This is a genomic window from Nocardioides sp. zg-1230, from assembly GCF_013155335.1.
GTDB lineage: Bacteria > Actinomycetota > Actinomycetes > Propionibacteriales > Nocardioidaceae > Nocardioides.
The window spans coordinates 1324764-1341203 of record NZ_JABJQZ010000001.1; the positions used below are offsets into that span (position 1 = coordinate 1324764).

The following is a 16440-nucleotide window of genomic DNA, read 5'->3' on the forward strand; positions in this document are numbered from 1 at the left end:
AGGTCTCGACGCACTCTGCGAGCGGAAGGACGCGAGGGGTGGTGGCGGCGTGCCGCCGTCGCCACCACCTCGTGGTCAGCCCACACGCCGCGGCGCCTGTCAGCGCTGTGCGAACCCCAATCGGAAGGGACTCCCATGAGTCGACTCACCACCCCAGGCCGACTCGCGTCGGTCACCGCTGCCGCCATGGTCGCCGCGCTCGCCCTGACGATCGCCGCCACCCCCACCGGCACGGCCGCGGCAGGCCCTGACGAGGCCGCCTCGACGGCCCATCGCGAGCGGGGCTTCGACCCCGCCGCGTTCGCGGACCCGCCGAAGGACAGCAGGCCGTCCGTCTACTGGTACTGGACCGGCACCGTCACGCCCGCGGTGGTCGACACGCAGATGGCCGAGCTGCGGGACAAGGGCATCCACGAAGCCGTGCTCTTCCCCTACGGTGGCCCCGGCATGAAGCCCGCGTACTTCACCGAGGCGTGGTTCGACATCGTGGAGCACGTCCTTCGGGAAGCCGAGCGCACCGGCATGCGCATCTGGCTCTTCAACGACAGCAACTTCCCCAGCGGCAAGGCCGGCGGGATCATCGCCAACGGCGGGACCGTCGGTGACACGACCTACGAGCCGAGCCCCGAGCTGCGGCTCAAGGCGCTGCAGCGCTCGACCCGCGTGATCGAGGGGCCGACGACGATCGACCCCAACGAGTCCAGCGGCCTCAGCATCGCCGAGGGCCGCCTCGTGGTCGAGGCGGCGATCCGCGAGGGCGCGCACCCGCTGGTCGTCGGGAATGGCTGGACCGACTACACCGTGAGCGGCAGGGTGCGGCTGACCGCGTCGGGCGCCCAGGTGGTCGTCCGCTCCTCGGCCGACGGCACCCACGGCTACCTGGTCGACGTCGACGTCAAGGGCCGCGCGAGCGTGTGGCGCCTCGACGGCGAGGAGCGGACGAGGCTGACGACCGGAGTCCCGTCGCCGGGCTTCCACCCGCGCAGCGAGCAGACGATCACGGTCAAGGTCTCGGGCGGCTCGATCGCACCGGTGATCAACAAGACCGTGCAGCCCGTGGCCGAAGACACGACATACGCCGCGGGCGCTCCGGCCGTGAGCGCGGAGTACGGCGGGGTAGGCGTGCAGGATGCCGTCGAGGGGCTGCAGCGCGTCACGTGGAACAACCTCACCGTCACCGACCCCGCTGGCTCAGAGCTGTGGACCAGCACGTTCGACGATGGAGAGGACGTGGAGGCGTTCGGTGGGCCCGTCGTGCGCATCGACGGCGCCGTCGCAGCCGCCGCCCGTCCGGTCGACTCGAACGACGCAGCCGATCTCGTCGAGCTCACCCCCGAGCTGCAAGCGGGGTCGTGGACGGTCCCCGACGGTCGCTGGCTGGTCGACACCTACGGCAAGGCGATCCTGACCGACGACAGCAGTGGCTACCACCGCGGCTACCTCGACCTGCTCGACCCGGTCGCCACCGACCGGCTCTTCGAGGTCGCGCAAGGTGAGTACGTCCGCCGGTTCGGGTGGGCCATGGGCACCGTCGTGCCCGGATTCTGGGACGACGAGCCCTTCATCTCCTCCGCCGAGCCGTGGCCGTTCAAGCGCCTGCCCTGGTCGGCCAGCCTGGACGCGCTGGTGAAGGAGGCCGGGTCGACCCCCGGTGTTGCCTACACCGCGGCGTTCGACGAGCTCGGTCGCAGGGGCGAGGAGTACTCCGGTGCCTACTGGCGAGCGGTGAACGACGCCTTCGCGACGAACTACTTCCAGCGCCAGGCGGAGTGGATGGCGGACCGTGGTCTTCAGCTGATCACCAACCCCCTGCTGGACGAGGACAGCCCGCAGAAGCGGATGCACAGCACCGGCGACCTGAGCAAGAACAACCAGTACGCCCAGGTGCCCGGCACCGACATGATCACCACCGACTACACACCCGGTCGACAGACCACCCTCGGCCGCAACGCCGCCGCAGCCATGCACCTGAGCGGGGGAGAACGTGCGCTGTCGGAGGTCTTCGGCAACTCGGGCTGGGACGTGGCACCCGAGTTCATGCACGCGACCATCGGCGGCCTCGCCACCCGGGGCGTCAACTCGTTCGCGCTGCACGCGCTGTGGACCGACGAGCAGCAGGTGTTCTTTGCGCCACCGTTCGGCCCGGCCAGCACCTTCTGGGACGCGATGGGCGACATCGACGCGTGGATCGGGCGCGTCAGCGAGATGGCGCGCGGCGAGTCGCTCGCGCAGACCGTGCTGCTTCAGCCGCAGCGAGCGGCCGAGCAGACGCGGACCTCGGACGCCGAGCACCGGCTCGACGCCGACCTCAGCGGCACCGCGTACGCCCTGGAGCGGGGTCAGGTCGACTTCGACATGGTCAGCGACGGGTCGTTCTCCGGTGACCCGCACACCCGCTTCCACGCCGAGGCGGAGCAGGGCGAGCTGCGGATCGGCGACGCGTCCTACCGGATGGTCGTCGTCCCGCGCACGCCGGTGCTGGACCTCGAGACGGTCCGGACGCTGCAGGACTTCGTCAGCACGGGTGGCCACGTCGCGTTCGTCGGCCCGCTGCCCACCCACGAGGCCCGCGGTCGCGACGCGGAGATGTCCGATGCCCTCGGCTCATTGTTCGAGGGCGCCGCCGACGGCTGGACCCGACGCGGCGCAGGCGGGGTCGCGGTCGTGCCCGACGTCGCGTCCCTCGAAGCGCTGGCCGAGGACGCCGGCGTGACCGCCGCCGAACTGTCGCCCGCGGTGCCGGCGGTGCGCGTGTTGCGCACGGGTCGCGGCAGTGACGTGGCCTACCTCGTCAACAACGAGAGCGGCGAGAGCATCAGCACAGAGGCGAGCCTCCCGACGGACGGTGTTCCGGAGATGTGGGACCCCCGCACCGGGACGACCGACCCTTTCACGACGTACGACGAGGCCGGCCAGGGCGAGACCACCGTCCCGCTCGAGCTCGACCCGTACGAGACCGTGGCGGTGGTGTTCGAAGAGGGCACCAGGGTGGAGCCGCACCTGGTCGGCGGCCTGGTGGCTGGATCGGTCGCGAAGGTGCGCAACACGATCGCCGCGAGCCTGGTCGTCGAGAGGCCCGGAACCTTCGACCTGCGGGGTCAGTTCCACGGCAAGACCTATCGTGGCCTGGCCACCGTCACCGACACGCTCCAGCCGATCGAGCTCGACGGCCCGTGGACACTGCGCCTCGAGCGCGACGGTGAGACGGCGAGGCCCACCCAACTCGGATCGTGGACCACGACGGACCCGACCTACTCAGGCAGTGGCGTCTACCAGACCTCAATCAGCCTGGCGAGGGGTGCGATCGAGGACCGCAAGCTGCTCCTCGACCTCGGCGACGTACGCGAGCTGGCGCAGGTCACGGTCAACGGCACCGTCCTTCCGCGCGCGCTGTGGGCGCCGTACGTCGTGGACGTCACCGAGGCGTTGCGCCCGGGTGCCAACGCGATCGAGGTGCGCGTGACCAACACCCTGCTGAACCGACGGACCAAGAACCCCCCGCCGTCCGGGTTGCTCGGTCCGGTCACGCTTCGGCCGCAGGCCGTCGTCGAGGCCACCTTGAGGTGATCGCAGTCAGTCTCGCGCCACCTCCGGTTCGCGAGACTGCTGGCTTCCGTGACGAGCGGCGTCGTCCTCCAAGGTGGCGCCGCTCATCACTGCGGGACGGCCAGCGACATCGGGCTCGACCGGGTCGACGGGCGTCCACGGGCCGCGAACGCTCCACGTCCTGCTCGTCTCCTCAAGCCTGCTGCTGAGCGGTGCGGGACGCAGGTTCTCAGCGACCGGAACATGTCTCACTCACCGCGGGCCAGACGAGCGGTGATCCACTCACATTCCTCTGCCGAGGACTATCGGTCCGCCACCGCTGACGCCGTGTCGCGCGGGTCTCGCCGGGCGAGCGGAGCCCCTGAAGCCAAGGCGGCGCAATGTGGTCGGGGCCCCGCCCGGACATGAAACGAGGGGTGTCCGATAGCGGTCAGCGGGGTTGTGACGGCGGTCACGCAGCGCCTACGGTCACATGAATCGTTTCATCGTCTCGGAGGTCCTGATGCCCCGTTCGCTCTCGCGCACCCGCGGCACTGCCGTCGCTCTCGCCCTGGCGCTACCGGCTGCGCTGCTCACCGTCGGCACGGCCGGCGCCGCGCCCGGCAAGCCGGGCGCCAAGCCCACCGCTCCCACCCACCTGGTCGTCGACGACCTGACCAGGCCCCTCGACGCCGCCACCACGCCGCGCTTCGGGTGGCTGCCGCAGGACGTCGACCCCGACGAGGTGCAGACCGCCTACAAGATCGAGGTCCGTGACGAGGCGGGCCGCATCGTGTGGGACACCGACAAGGTGTCCTCGCGGCAGCAGTCGTACGTCGAGTACGCCGGTGCCGACCTCGAGCGCGGGGCGGCGTACACCTGGCGTGTCCGCACGTGGGACAGCGACAAGCGTCCCTCCCCGTGGTCGGAGTGGGAGAGCTTCGAGACCGCGATCTCCGACGCCGACTGGGGTGACGCCGCCTGGATCCGCCGACCCGCCGGCAACCCCGACGCCAGTGCATTGAGCATCGTCGACGGCCGCGGCCGGGTCAGCGGCGGCAACGTCACCATCGCGAAGGCCGGCACCGACTGGACCGACTACGTCGTCAGCATGGACGTCACGCCGATCACCCGCGCGGCCGCGGTCGTCTTTCGCGCGCCCGACGCGGCGACCGGCTACATGTGGCAGCTGCACGCCAACGACGACGCGATCAAGACCCACCGGATGACCGGCGGCGCCTTCCCGACCGACGCGCGCCGCACGGTGCCGTACGTCATCGACCCGGGCGTCACCTACCGCCTCGGCATCAAGGTTCAGGGCCAGACCTTCCAGACCAGCATCAACGGCACGGTCGTCGACACCTGGACCGACCCGTCGGCCACCGGCTCACGCGCCGGGACGATCGGCTTCCGCGAGGCGAGTGGGGAGGTCGCCGACTTCGACAACGTCAGCGTCACCTCGCTCGACGGCGCCTCCACGCTGTTCTCCGAGGACTTCTCCGGCGACCTCTCGAAGTGGGTCCGCGGCTCGACCGGGCAGGAGGCAGACGAGTACACGCTGGCCCGCACCGAGGTCGACGTCCCCGCCGGCGAGATCGTCCGCGCCCGCAGCTACTTGGCCGCCAGCCACACTGCCGAGCTCTACCTCGACGGCGAGCGCGCCGATCGGATGAGCAACTACGGCTACCCGAGCGAGGGCTACTACCAGGTCGCGGACGTCACCGACCTCGTTCGGCCCGGTGAGCGCCTGTCCGTCGGCGCGATGCTGCACTGGTTCAGCGCCGGCCAGGGCCGCGCCGCCGGCGTCCCGGGGCTGCTCGCCCGCATCGTCGTCGACTACGCCGACGGGTCGTCGTACGTCCTCACCACCGACGGCAGCTGGAAGGTGCGCCGCGGCCCCTACGTCCTCGTCGGCACCCGCAACGGTGAGGGGCTCTACGTCGAGCACCGCGACGGCCCCGCCGCCAAGGCCATCGGTGACTGGACCGCGGTCGGGTACGACGACAGCGGCTGGTCCGACGCGGTCGTCATCGGCAAGCACCCGGTCGCCCCGTTCACGACCCTCGAGGCGCAGCAGACCCGACTCACCGAGACCGTCGTCCACCCCGAGCGCATCCTCACCGCACAGGACGGCACCCCGGTCGCCGACTTCGGCAAGGTCATCCCGGCCCGCCCGGCGGTGCACTTCGAGCAGGGCGTCGCCGGACGGGTCGTCCCGATCCGCGCGAGCTACGGCCTCGCCACCAGCGGCCGCGTCTCCACCAGCGGCGTCGACACGCAGGGCACCAACATGTCCTTCCCCTACACCCAGGTGGCGGGCAAGCAGGACTACGCAGCCTTCGGCCACCTCGGCTTCCGGTACCTCGAGGTCCCCGGCGCCGGTGAGGACATCTCCATCGACGACGTGTCCGCCACGGTCGTGACCACCGCCTACCCCGAGGGCGGGGAGGCGACCTTCAGCTCCTCCGACGAGACCCTCGACGCAGTGTGGGACCTCATGGCCCGCTCGCTCGAGTACTCGGTCCAGGAGACCTTCGTCGACACCCCGACCCGCGAGCAGGGCCAGTTCCTGCACGACACGGTCAACATCTCCTACGGCCTGATGGCGACCCACAGCGAGCGGGTGGCCAGCCGCCAGGCGATCCGGGAGTTCATGCTGAGCCAGGCGCGCTACTGGCGCACCGGGAACGACGCCGGGCGCTACAACGCGGTCTACCCCAACGGCGACGGCAAGCGCGACATCCCCGACTTCACCGAGGTCGTGCCCGACTGGATCTGGCGCTACTACCTCGAGACCGGGGACACGCGGATGCTCGAGCAGACGTACGACGAGCTGGCCGCGACTGCGGGCTACGTCCGCCGGCACATCGCCACCTCGGGTCCGACCCAAGGCTTGGTCACCCAGCTCTCGGGTGGCAGCGGGCAGTACCTCCACGGCATCGTCGACTGGCCGGCGCACGGTCGCTTCGGCTACGACATGACCGCCACGGCCCGTACCACCGTCAACGCCCTCGGCGTGGACGTGCTCCGCAAGGTCGCCCTGGTCGCGGAGGCCCTCGGCCGTCCCGACGCCGAGGTGGCGGCGTACCGCTCCGACGCCGACGCGCTCGCCGGCCGAATGAACGCAACGCTCCGCAAGTCCGACGGGACCTACGTCGACGGCCTGCTCGGCGACGGCTCGCAGAGCCCGCACGCCGGCCAGCACGCAACGTCGTACGCCGTCGCGCTGGGCATCGCGCCGGAGGCCGACGTGCCGGCGCTCGGCGACCACCTCGCCGGGATGGGCATGAAGCAGGGCCCGATGACGGTCCACTGGCTCGTCGAGGCTCTGGCAGAGTCGGGTCGTGGCGACGCACTGCGGACACTGCTGACCAACGAGGACGACTACGGCTGGGCCGGCTGGCTGAAGCAGGGCGGCACCTTCACGCCCGAGGCGTGGGAGCTGAGCGGCTCGGCCAACAGCGCCTCGCACGGCTGGGGCTCGCGTGCGGCCGTCGACCTGCTGAGCGACGTGCTCGGCATCGACCTCGCGGCGCCTGGTGGCTCGGAGCTGTCGATCAGCATTCCCGACACCGGGTTGACGCAGGCCGAGGGAACGCGGCCCACGCAGCACGGCACGGTCGCCTCGTCGTGGACGCGCGACGCCGCTGGCACGTCGCTGACGACGACGATCCCGGTCAACACCACCGCGATCGTCGAGCTCCCGGCCGGTGACTACACGGCGACCGGCCGCGGCGGCGCCCGCCCGGTGGAGGTCGCGGGCGGCGACGGCACCGTCCGCTACGAGGTCGGCTCCGGCACCTGGAGCTTCACCACCGACTGACACCCGCGCGGCGTCCCGGGACCAAGAGGCCTGATGTCCCGGGACGCCGGGCCCATCGGCACTTCGCTGGCGCACCATCGAGCGATGTGCTGGGGGTGAGGTGGGAGGTGAGGTCATGAACGACATGTCGAAGGTTGAGGCGATGAAGGCCGCCCGTGAGGCGAGGGACCGTGCCGGGATGTCGCGCGGGTCCTCCGCGTCGGCGATCGAGGCCGCGATGAAGCGCTACCTGAGCGCAGAGCAGTACCACGAGATGGCCGAGGGTGCCCCGCGGGCTGACAAGGGCGAGGCGCAGGACAAGGCCGACCCCGAGGAGTGAGCCGCGGCGCCCGGCGCCCTGCTCCGCGCTACGGTGGGTGGTCCGTCGAAGTGCCGCGACAGGGGGACGTCAGCGTGAGCGAGGAAGATCCGGGCCGCGACACCTACCCGGACGCGGACCGTGCGGCGGTCCGGGACGAGCCGGCTCCGTCGGCACGGGTGCCGCTCGACCGCGAACGAATCGTCGCGGCGGCCCTCGACTTCATCGACGCCAACGGTCTCCCGGGCCTGACGATGCGACGACTCGGCGAGCAGCTCGGGGTGGAGGCCATGGCGCTGTACCGCTACGTCCCGAGCAAGGAGGAGCTGCTCGACGCGGTGGTGGAGTCCTTGGTCGCCCAGATCCGCGATGACGAGGTCGTCCTCGACTCGCCGCGAGACGGGTGGCAGGACTTCCTGCAGCGCTTGGCCCACGGCGTACGACGCGTTGCGCTGGCCCACCCCAAGGCCTTTCCGCTCGTAGCATCCAGGCCGGCGGAGGCGCCGTGGCTGCGCCCGCCCCTGCGCAGCCTCGACGTTGTCGAGACGTTCCTGTCGGGACTGCTGGAGGAGGGCTTCAGCGACGAAGCCGCCATCGACGGCTACCGCGCCTACACCAGCTTCCTCCTGGGGCACCTCCTCCTCGAGGTGGCCGTGCACGGCGCCGACGTGGGGCCCCTCGACGTCCTGGACGACCAGACCGGCGAGCCCGGCCTCGCTGCCTACCCGATCGTCGCGCGGCTGCGCGGACCGCTGTCGGAGGACAGGTCCGCGATCGAGTTCGAAGAGGCGCTCGAGGCGCTCCTGGACCGGATGACCGTCGCGCGCTCCGCGCACCTGGCCGAGTGACTCGGACCCCTCCCTGAGGGGGTACGGGCTGTATGTGCCCTCTGGGCGTGGGTACGGCTTACGTCGTAAACCCATTCACCCTTGCGGTCGCCCGGCCACGTCCCCTCCCCGTGCCGGGACATCCCGGCGGCCGCGGACGGAGGACACATGAGAGACGCACTGCGTGACGGCTTGAGCACCATTGCCGAGTTCGTGCCCAAGCTGGCGCTGTTCCTGGTCATCCTGGTCGTCGGCATCATCATCGCCAAGGTCATCGCCAAGGCGCTCAACGCGCTGCTCGAGAAGGCCGGCTTCGACCGGGCCGTGGAGCGCGGCGGGATCAAGCGCGCCCTGGCGAACTCGAAGATGGACGCCAGCGACATCGTCGCCAAGCTCATCTACTACACGCTGCTGCTGTTCGTGCTCCAGCTCGCCTTCGGCGTCTTCGGTGCGAACCCGATCAGCCGGCTCATCGAGGACGTGATCCGCTTCCTGCCCAGCCTGGTCGTCGCGATCATCATCCTGGTCGTCGCCGCCTCCATCGCGGCAGCAGTCAAGGGCTTGCTGCAGAACATGATCGGCGGCCTGTCCTACGGACGAGCGCTCGCCAACATCGCCTCCGCCTTCATCCTGTTCCTCGGCGTCGTCGCGGCGCTCAACCAGGTCGGCGTCGCCACGACGGTCACCACGCCGGTCCTCATCGCCATCCTCGCCACCATCGGCGGAGTCATCGTCGTGGGTGTCGGTGGCGGCCTGATCCGTCCCATGCAGCAGCGGTGGGAGGGCTACCTCAGCACCGCCGAGCGCGAGGCACCCCGGATGAAGGCCGAGGCCGACACCGCACCGTCGGTGCGCGACCAGGCGGCCTCCGCCGCGCAGGACCTGTCCAGCTCGAGCAGCACCACCGGCAGCACGGCGGTCTACGACCAGACCACCGACGGCTACGACGCCACGTCGCGCCAGTACTGAGCACCACTTCAAACGATCACCCAACCGGCGCGGTGACGCTCCCTCGTCGCCCGCCACGGATCCACAGAGGAGAACACGAAGATGAACACCAACAACCACGACCGCTTCATCGGCCAGACGCTCTACTCCAGCGACAACGAGAAGGTCGGCAAGATCGGCCAGGTCTACCTCGACGACGACACCGACCGTCCCGAGTTCCTCACCGTCAACACGGGCCTGTTCGGCATGAACGAGTCGTTCGTCCCGGCCGCCGATGCCGAGGTCAACGGGGACGGCGTACGCGTCCCGTTCACCAAGGACCAGATCAAGGACGCGCCGAACGTCGACGTCGACAGCGGCCACCTCGACCAGTCCGAGGAGCAGCGCCTCTACAGCCACTACGGCATGACCTACACCGAGCGCACCAGCGACTCCGGCCTGCCCGCGGAAGGCACCACCGCCACCACCGGCACGACCGACACCTTCACCGGCGAGGGCCACGACACCTCGGGGCCGAACACCGACGAGGCGATGACCCGCTCGGAGGAGCGCCTCGACGTGGGTACGACGTCGCAGGAGGCCGGCCGCGCCCGCCTGCGCAAGTACGTCACCACCGAGCAGGAGACCGTGACGGTCCCGGTGAAGAAGGAGCGGGCCGTCCTCGAGACCGAGCCCATCACCGAGGCCAACCGTGACGAGGCCACGTCCGGCCCGGACATCTCCGAGGAGGAGCACGAGGTGGTCCTGACCGAGGAGCGCCCCGTCGTCGGCAAGACCGCCGAGCCGGTGGAGCGCGTCAAGCTCGGGACGGAGACGGTCACCGACGAGGAGACCGTCACCGAGGAGGTCCGCAAGGAGCACATCGAGGCAGAGGGCGACGTCGACGACCGTCGAGGCAACCTGTGAGCACGAGCGCGGACCAGCCGCGCCACGTCGGCGGTGACGTGGACCACGACCGGGACGGCGTTCCCGACCGGCACACGGTCCTCGCCCGCGAGAAGGAGGAGCACGGCGGCATCAAGTGGGGCTCGGCCTTCTTCGGCTGGCTCACCGCCGCCGGCACCGCCATCCTCGTGACCGCACTGCTCAGCGCGATCGGTACGGCTGTCGGGCTCGGGGCTCTCTCCGGCCCGCAGCAGGCCGAGCGTGAGGCGTCGCAGAACGCCGAGACGGTGGGCATCATAGGTGCTGTCGCGCTCCTGGTGATCCTGTTCGTCGCCTACTACGCAGGCGGGTACGTCGCCGGCCGGATGGCACGCTTCGACGGCGCCAAGCAGGGCGTCGCCGTCTGGCTCTGGGCGTTGATCATCGCCGTCGTCGTAGCCGTCGTCGTGGCGATCGCGGGCAGCGAGTACAACGTGCTGTCGCAGCTCAACAGCCTGCCGCGCGTGCCGGTCAGCGAGGGCGATCTCGCAACCGGCGGGATCATCACGGCAGTGGCCGCGGTCATCGCCAGCCTCGGCGGCGCGATCCTCGGCGGCCTGGCCGGGATGCGGTTCCACCGCAAGGTCGACCGCACCGGTCTGGGCGGCTGAGCCGCCTCGTCCGTGACCGCCCGTCCCTCCTGCTGGAGGGGCGGGCGGTTCCGCGCGTGCACTCCCCGTCCCCGTGATGTCGTGCGAGGGTGGCCAGATGATCAGTGACGACCGGTTCGACCACCTGATGGAGCTCGTGGTGCACGGCTTCGAGATCGCCGGGGTGGTCGTCCTGGTCGTCGGAGCGCTCGGCGCCTTCGCCCACGCGGCCGTGATCGCGCGTCGCAGCGGCCCGTCCGCGGCGTACGAGACCGCTCGGCGCAGTGTGGGGCGAGCCATCCTCCTGGGGCTCGAGCTGCTGATCATCGCCGACATCGTCCTGACGATCACCGTGGACCCCACCCTCGACAGCGCCCTCGCCCTGGGACTCATCGTGGTCGTCCGGACGTTCCTCAGCTTCTCGCTCGAGGTCGAGCTCGAGGGCACCCTGCCGTGGCGCAGACGACCGCCCTCGCCTGACGACGCAGCGCAGCCTCAGTCGGCGACGGCGTCCCGTCGCCGGTAGCCCCAGAGGCCGACTGCCACGAGGGCAGCGGTGATGAGCAGCAGCGAGACGTACGGCACCACCTCGAAGTCGTCGGTCGGCACGGCGGCCAGGTGCCAGAACGGCGAGATGGCCTGGACCCAGTCAGGGAGCCCGAGGAGCTGGCCGAGCACGACTTGCAGCGCGATCAGCGCGACGGCGGCCCACGCGATCCCGGTCGCGCGGGGCAGCAGGCCGAAGAGGGCGGCGGCGAGCGCGCCCACGACGAGCGTGCCGGGCAGGTAGGCGAGCTGGCCGGCGACCTGGGGGAGGACCTGGTCCCACTCACCGCTGGCGATCGCGTAGCCGATGGCGAGCCCCAGCCCCATGATGACGGTCAGCTTGGTGGCGGCGACGAGCGCGAGGGCGGTGGTCGCCGCCATCCAGGACGTCCTGCTGACCGGCGTCGAGAGGACGACCTCGCCGCGGTCGGCCTCCTCCTCGGCGCGCAGGCGCAGCACGGAGGAGACGACGAAGCCGCATGCGATGACGGCCATGAACAGGAAGATGTAGGCGAGGAACGCGTCGACGAGGGCGTCCTCGGCGCTCTCGCCGAATGCGCCGACGACGTCGGCCATCTCGGGGTTGGACTCGATGAGGTCGGGGACGGTGGGGATGACGGCGCCGTAGAGCACGCCCAGCAGGAACAGCCCGACGGCCCAGCCGATCAGCAGGCCGCGCTGGAGACGGGTCGCGAGGCCGAACGGTGTGTTGAGCTGCCAGCTCGCACGTGCTGGGCCCGGCCGGTCGGCGAGGAGTCCGCCACCGAAGTCGCGGTGCGCCATCAGTCGCGCGGCCAGGGCCAGCAGGGCAGCGGTGAAAGCGAGAAGGAGCAAGCCGGGCCACCACTGCTCGTCACCGAACGCGTCCATGCGCTGCGCCCACCCGAACGGGGACAACCAGACGAGGGCGTTGTCCTGCATCGCCCCGATGCCGCGCACCAGGTAGCCCACGGCCACGGCGGCCCCGGCGATGCCGAGCGCCCCTCGGGCCGAGGTGGAGACCTGGACGGCGACCAGGGTGACCGCGGTGTAGGCCACCCCCAGCAGGGCCAGCCCCACGCCGTACGTGATGCTGCCGACGACGGGCAGGTCGGCCGCCAGCATCGAGATGGACGTGATCGCGGAGAGCAGCAGTGCGGCAGTGATGCCGTACACGAGTCCGGCGAGGGTGGCCGCATGGCGGCCCAGCACGGTCGAGCGGAGCAGCTCGGCGCGCCCGGACTCCTCCTCGGCGCGGGTGTGCCGCACGACGAGGAACACGACCATCAGGCACACGCCGAGCTGGGCGACCTGCGAGATCTCGTTGGCCACGATGCCGCCGAGGGTGTCCAGCCCGGCCTGGCGGCCCGACATCAGGTAGCTGACCGGGCTCGTGCCGACGGTGCGGGCATAGCCCGCGACCTTCTCGGGGGTGTCGTACAGCGGGGGCACGGCCAGCGCGCTCGCGACGATCGACCCGCCGAAGCCGATGAGCCACAGCGGCAGCCGCACCCGGTCGCGGCGCAGGACGAGGCGCAGCAGGTGGCCGACCCCGGTGACCGAGGTCGCCGAGGCTGTGGTGCTCATGCGGTCACCTCGTCGCCGTACTGGCGCAGGAACAGCTCCTCCAGCGTGGGCGGGTGCGCGGCGAGGGAGCGTACGCCGAGGGCTGAGAGAGCGCGGACCGCCTCGTCGAGGTGGTCGGAGTCGACGTCGAAGGTGACGCGGTTGCCGTGCAGCTCGGGCTCGTGGACGCCGGCAACGGTCGCGAGGTGCGTGGCGGGCCGGTCGGTCTCGGCGATGACGGTGGTGCGGGTCAGGTGCCGGAGCTGGGCGAGGGTGCCGGACTGCACGACACGCCCCGCGCGGATGATGCTGATCCGGTCGGAGAGCGCCTCGGCCTCGGCGAGGATGTGGGAGCTGAGCAGGATGGTGGCGCCCTCCTCCTTGAGCTCGAGGACGGCCTCCTGGAACTCGGCCTCCATCAGGGGGTCGAGCCCGGACGTCGGCTCGTCGAGCAGGTAGAGGTCGGCCCGGCTGGCCAGCGCGGCGACCAGCGCGACCTTCTGCCGGTTGCCCTTGGAGTAGGTGCGCGCCTTCTTCGTCGGGTCGAGGTCGAAGCGCTCGAGCATCTCCTGGCGTCGTTCCTCGTCGAGGCCGCCGCGCATGCGGGCCAGGACGTCGATGACCTCCCCGCCGGTCAGGTTGGGCCACAGCGAGACGTCGCCGGGCACGTAGGCGAGCCGACGGTGCAGGCTCGCCGCGTCGTGCCACGGATCGCCGCCCAGCATGGTCGCCGTGCCGGAGTCGGTCCTGAGCAGGCCGAGGAGCACGCGGATCGCGGTGGACTTGCCTGCGCCGTTGGGCCCCAGGAAGCCGTGCACCTCACCCTGGTCGACGGTGAGGTCGAGGTGGTCGAGGGCGCGGGTGGCGCCGAAGGTCTTGACGACGTCGTGGAGCTCGATCACAGCCATGATTCGAGTGTGGCACAACTTTCACAAACTTGTGAAGTTTGTAATAGTGAGACCGTGAGCGACCTCGCGCGTGCCGTCGAACGGTTGGGCCACACCCTGGAGACCATGGGCCTGCCGCGCATGCCCGCCCGGGTCTTCGCCTTCATCCTGGCCGACGACCAGTCCGTCTACACCGCCGCAGACCTGGCCCGGGGCCTCGACGTCTCTCCGGCGGCCATCTCCGGTGCCGTCCGCTATCTCTCCGACACCCATCTCGTCGTCCGCGAGCGCAACCCCGCGGGTCGTGGCGACCTCTTCCGGGTTCGCGACGGCGACATCTGGGGCACCATCCAGGCCGCCCGGCTGCCGGTGCTCGACGTGATCATCGCGTCCGCCCAGGAAGCGGTGGACCTGCTGCCCGAGGGCTCCGCCGGGCGCGAGCGCGTCGAGGAGACCCGTGACTACCTGCGGTTCGTGCAGGAGGACTCCCGGGGTCTCGACCGGCGTTGGCGCGAGTGGCGTGCAGCCCATCGGTGAGGGCTGACAGACTCGACTCATGGAGCACCGCACCCTCGGAAGGACCGGCCGCGAGGTCTCGGTCGTCGGTCTCGGCACCTGGCAGCTCGGCGCCGACTGGGGCGAAGTCAGTGAGGCCGATGCCATGGCCGTCCTCGAGGCGTCCGCCGGGGCGGGCGTCACCTTCTACGACACGGCGGACGTTTACGGCGACGGTCGCAGCGAGCAGCTCGTCGGCCGTTTCGTCGCGGCGCACCCGGACGCCGGCTTCACCGTCGCGACCAAGATGGGCCGGCGGATGGACCAGGTTCCGGAGAACTACGTCGAGGCCCACTTCCGCTCCTGGCTCGACCGGTCGCGGACGAACCTCGGCGTCGACACGATCGACCTCGTCCAGCTGCACTGCCCGCCGAGCGAGGTCATCGACGACGATGCGACGTACGACGTCCTCGACCGCCTCGTCGACGAGGGCCTCATCGCGGCGTACGGCGTCAGCGTCGAGACCGCCGCGCAGGCGCTCAGTGCGATCGCCCGGCCCGGCGTCGCCAGCGTGCAGATCATCCTCAACGCCTTCCGGATGAAGCCCCTCGACGAGGTGCTCCCCGCGGCCGAGGCTGCCGGCGTCGGCATCATCGCCCGCGTGCCGCTGGCCTCGGGCCTGCTGTCCGGGAAGTACCACCTCGACACGACGTTCGCCGCGGACGACCACCGCACCTACAACCGCGACGGCAGCGCCTTCGACGTCGGCGAGACGTTCGCCGGGGTCGACTACGCCACCGGCGTCGAGGCGGCGCAGGAGTTCTCCGCGCTCGTGTCCTCGTCCGGGCTCGACGCCACGCCGGCGCAGGCCGCGATTGCGTGGATCGTGCAGCAGCCGGGCGTCTCGACCGTCATCCCGGGCGCGCGCAACGTCGACCAGGCGCGTGCCAACGCCGCCGCCGGGCTCGTCGGGGAGCTGCCGGCCTCGTTCCGCGAGGGTGTGCGTGAGCTGTACGACCGGAGGATCCGCGAGCAGGTTCACGCTCGCTGGTAGGGCGCATCGCTGCCACAATCCGTTCCATGACGGACCGGGCGCATCCTGGGGTCGACGCGTACATCGAGCAGCTGCCCGAGTGGCAGCAGTCGATCTGCACGCAGCTGCGCGAGATCATCTGGGCCACGGACCCCGGGATCGAGGAGACGATCAAGCGGACGGTCCAGCCCTACTTCGTCCTCGACGGCAACGTCTGCGCCCTGCTGGCGACGAAGGACCACGTGAACCTGTTCCTCTACGACCCGACCGTCAGCGACCCCGCCGGCGTCATCAACCAGGGGCACGACAACCTCACCGCCCGGTCGATCCAGGTCTACCGGGACGACGCGATCGACAGCGACGCCATCACCGGCATCCTGGCGGAGATCGTCGAGCACAACCGCCGGGGTGGCTGGCGCCGGATCGGGGGGTGAGCGGGTCTTCGCCTAGGCCGAGCGCAGTGCAGCGAGGCTCTTCACGAGACGACGCAGGGGCGTGTCGCGCTGCACGCTGAGGCGTCCGCCATCCGGCGTCAGGCCGAAGTGGGGCAGCAGGTCCGGGCGACCCTCACGCTCGGCCATCAGCAAGATCGCGTCCCGGTCGTAGGAGTCGGCGAGCTCGGCAGCAAGAGCCAGGTCGTCGGCCGCGACAGCATCGTTGATCGACTGGACGTAGTTGGCATAGAGGGCGTTGAGCTCGTCGGTCAGGCGGGTCTGGCTCGTCATGAACACCCCTCGAGGTCGCGATGTGGTTCCAGCTGTGACCCCCAGTCTGGAGGAGGAATCGGACCGGTCAAAGACGGCGTCGGGGTGACGTAGAGCTCGACGCCGTCCTCGATCGCCTCGGCCATCGCCGACGCCTGGCGATCTGCGATCCGTCTCGTGCCGGTGTGGTCGACGAGGAAGGCCTGGCCGTAGGGCGTGCGCCAGAGGTGCCGTCCGGGGCCGACGACGCGCGTGGTGAACCCGCCGTGCGTCTTGGTGCGATGGTGACGCCGGC

General features: G+C 70.7%; 14 protein-coding genes. 11 read left to right on the forward strand and 3 right to left on the reverse strand.

Features of this window, described 5'->3' with window-relative positions; translation table 11 throughout:
* Positions 1-135 precede the first annotated feature (135 nt).
* The 8 genes from HOO61_RS06445 (at position 136) to HOO61_RS06480 (ending at position 11461) form a co-directional block, all read left to right on the forward strand.
* Complete coding sequence (locus HOO61_RS06445) at positions 136-3567, forward strand: glycosylhydrolase-like jelly roll fold domain-containing protein (RefSeq protein WP_172257781.1); 3432 nt, start codon at positions 136-138, stop codon at positions 3565-3567.
* A 451-nt stretch (positions 3568-4018) separates the two neighbouring features.
* Complete coding sequence (locus HOO61_RS06450; RefSeq protein ID WP_172257782.1) at positions 4019-7348, forward strand: family 78 glycoside hydrolase catalytic domain; 3330 nt, start codon at positions 4019-4021, stop codon at positions 7346-7348.
* A 115-nt stretch (positions 7349-7463) separates the two neighbouring features.
* A complete protein-coding gene (locus HOO61_RS06455; RefSeq protein ID WP_172257783.1) occupies positions 7464-7667 on the forward strand; it encodes a hypothetical protein in 204 nt (67 codons plus the stop codon).
* A 74-nt stretch (positions 7668-7741) separates the two neighbouring features.
* Entirely contained in the window at positions 7742-8494 is a 753-nt protein-coding gene (locus HOO61_RS06460) for a TetR/AcrR family transcriptional regulator C-terminal domain-containing protein (RefSeq protein ID WP_172257784.1), read from the forward strand.
* Positions 8495-8641: 147 nt separating this feature from the next.
* Positions 8642-9442: a hypothetical protein gene (locus HOO61_RS06465; protein ID WP_172257785.1), complete on the forward strand. Its 801-nt coding sequence runs from the start codon at positions 8642-8644 to the stop codon at positions 9440-9442.
* 81 nt (positions 9443-9523) lie between these two features.
* Positions 9524-10327: a DUF2382 domain-containing protein gene (locus tag HOO61_RS06470; protein WP_172257786.1), complete on the forward strand. Its 804-nt coding sequence runs from the start codon at positions 9524-9526 to the stop codon at positions 10325-10327.
* A complete protein-coding gene (locus HOO61_RS06475; RefSeq protein ID WP_216658564.1) occupies positions 10324-10956 on the forward strand; it encodes a hypothetical protein in 633 nt (210 codons plus the stop codon). Before HOO61_RS06470 ends, HOO61_RS06475 begins: the two co-directional genes overlap by 4 nt.
* A 97-nt stretch (positions 10957-11053) precedes the next feature.
* On the forward strand, positions 11054-11461 hold the full coding sequence (locus tag HOO61_RS06480; protein WP_216658565.1) for a DUF1622 domain-containing protein: 408 nt from the start codon (positions 11054-11056) through the stop codon (positions 11459-11461).
* Here HOO61_RS06480 and HOO61_RS06485 read toward each other — a convergent pair.
* Together HOO61_RS06485 and HOO61_RS06490 are read right to left on the reverse strand one after the other, a co-directional pair.
* A complete protein-coding gene (locus HOO61_RS06485) occupies positions 11431-13047 on the reverse strand; it encodes an ABC transporter permease (protein ID WP_172257787.1) in 1617 nt (538 codons plus the stop codon). The genes HOO61_RS06480 and HOO61_RS06485 overlap by 31 nt on opposite strands.
* A complete protein-coding gene (locus HOO61_RS06490) occupies positions 13044-13934 on the reverse strand; it encodes an ABC transporter ATP-binding protein (protein WP_172257788.1) in 891 nt (296 codons plus the stop codon). Before HOO61_RS06490 ends, HOO61_RS06485 begins: the two co-directional genes overlap by 4 nt.
* Positions 13935-13988: 54 nt before the next feature.
* Between HOO61_RS06490 and HOO61_RS06495 the strand changes: the two genes are divergently transcribed.
* Genes HOO61_RS06495 through HOO61_RS06505 form a run of 3 tightly spaced genes read left to right on the forward strand, consistent with a single transcriptional unit; the run spans position 13989 to position 15875 of the window.
* Entirely contained in the window at positions 13989-14450 is a 462-nt protein-coding gene (locus HOO61_RS06495) for a MarR family transcriptional regulator (protein ID WP_216658566.1), read from the forward strand.
* A 19-nt stretch (positions 14451-14469) separates the two neighbouring features.
* Positions 14470-15462 carry an aldo/keto reductase gene (locus HOO61_RS06500; RefSeq protein WP_172257789.1) on the forward strand — a complete coding sequence of 331 codons (993 nt, stop codon included), beginning with the start codon at positions 14470-14472 and terminating at the stop codon, positions 15460-15462.
* A gap of 26 nt (positions 15463-15488) precedes the next feature.
* Entirely contained in the window at positions 15489-15875 is a 387-nt protein-coding gene (locus HOO61_RS06505; protein WP_172257790.1) for a DUF1801 domain-containing protein, read from the forward strand.
* Between the two features lie 12 nt (positions 15876-15887).
* Here the strand turns inward: HOO61_RS06505 and HOO61_RS06510 are convergent, their stop codons facing one another.
* On the reverse strand, positions 15888-16166 hold the full coding sequence (locus HOO61_RS06510) for a hypothetical protein (RefSeq protein WP_172257791.1): 279 nt from the start codon (positions 16164-16166) through the stop codon (positions 15888-15890).
* Positions 16167-16440: the final 274 nt, after the last annotated feature.

Excerpts from the sequence above, each read along its gene's own strand:
- HOO61_RS06445 (WP_172257781.1), top strand. The coding sequence starts at position 136 with ATGAGTCGACTCACCACCCCAGGCCGACTCGCGTCGGTCACCGCTGCC.
- HOO61_RS06450 (WP_172257782.1), top strand. The coding sequence starts at position 4,019 with ATGAATCGTTTCATCGTCTCGGAGGTCCTGATGCCCCGTTCGCTCTCG.
- HOO61_RS06455 (WP_172257783.1), top strand. The coding sequence starts at position 7,464 with ATGAACGACATGTCGAAGGTTGAGGCGATGAAGGCCGCCCGTGAGGCG.
- HOO61_RS06465 (WP_172257785.1), top strand. The coding sequence starts at position 8,642 with ATGAGAGACGCACTGCGTGACGGCTTGAGCACCATTGCCGAGTTCGTG.
- HOO61_RS06470 (WP_172257786.1), top strand. The coding sequence starts at position 9,524 with ATGAACACCAACAACCACGACCGCTTCATCGGCCAGACGCTCTACTCC.
- HOO61_RS06480 (WP_216658565.1), top strand. The coding sequence starts at position 11,054 with ATGATCAGTGACGACCGGTTCGACCACCTGATGGAGCTCGTGGTGCAC.
- HOO61_RS06485 (WP_172257787.1), bottom strand. The coding sequence starts at position 13,047 with ATGAGCACCACAGCCTCGGCGACCTCGGTCACCGGGGTCGGCCACCTG.
- HOO61_RS06490 (WP_172257788.1), bottom strand. The coding sequence starts at position 13,934 with ATGGCTGTGATCGAGCTCCACGACGTCGTCAAGACCTTCGGCGCCACC.
- HOO61_RS06500 (WP_172257789.1), top strand. The coding sequence starts at position 14,470 with ATGGAGCACCGCACCCTCGGAAGGACCGGCCGCGAGGTCTCGGTCGTC.
- HOO61_RS06505 (WP_172257790.1), top strand. The coding sequence starts at position 15,489 with ATGACGGACCGGGCGCATCCTGGGGTCGACGCGTACATCGAGCAGCTG.
- HOO61_RS06510 (WP_172257791.1), bottom strand. The coding sequence starts at position 16,166 with ATGACGAGCCAGACCCGCCTGACCGACGAGCTCAACGCCCTCTATGCC.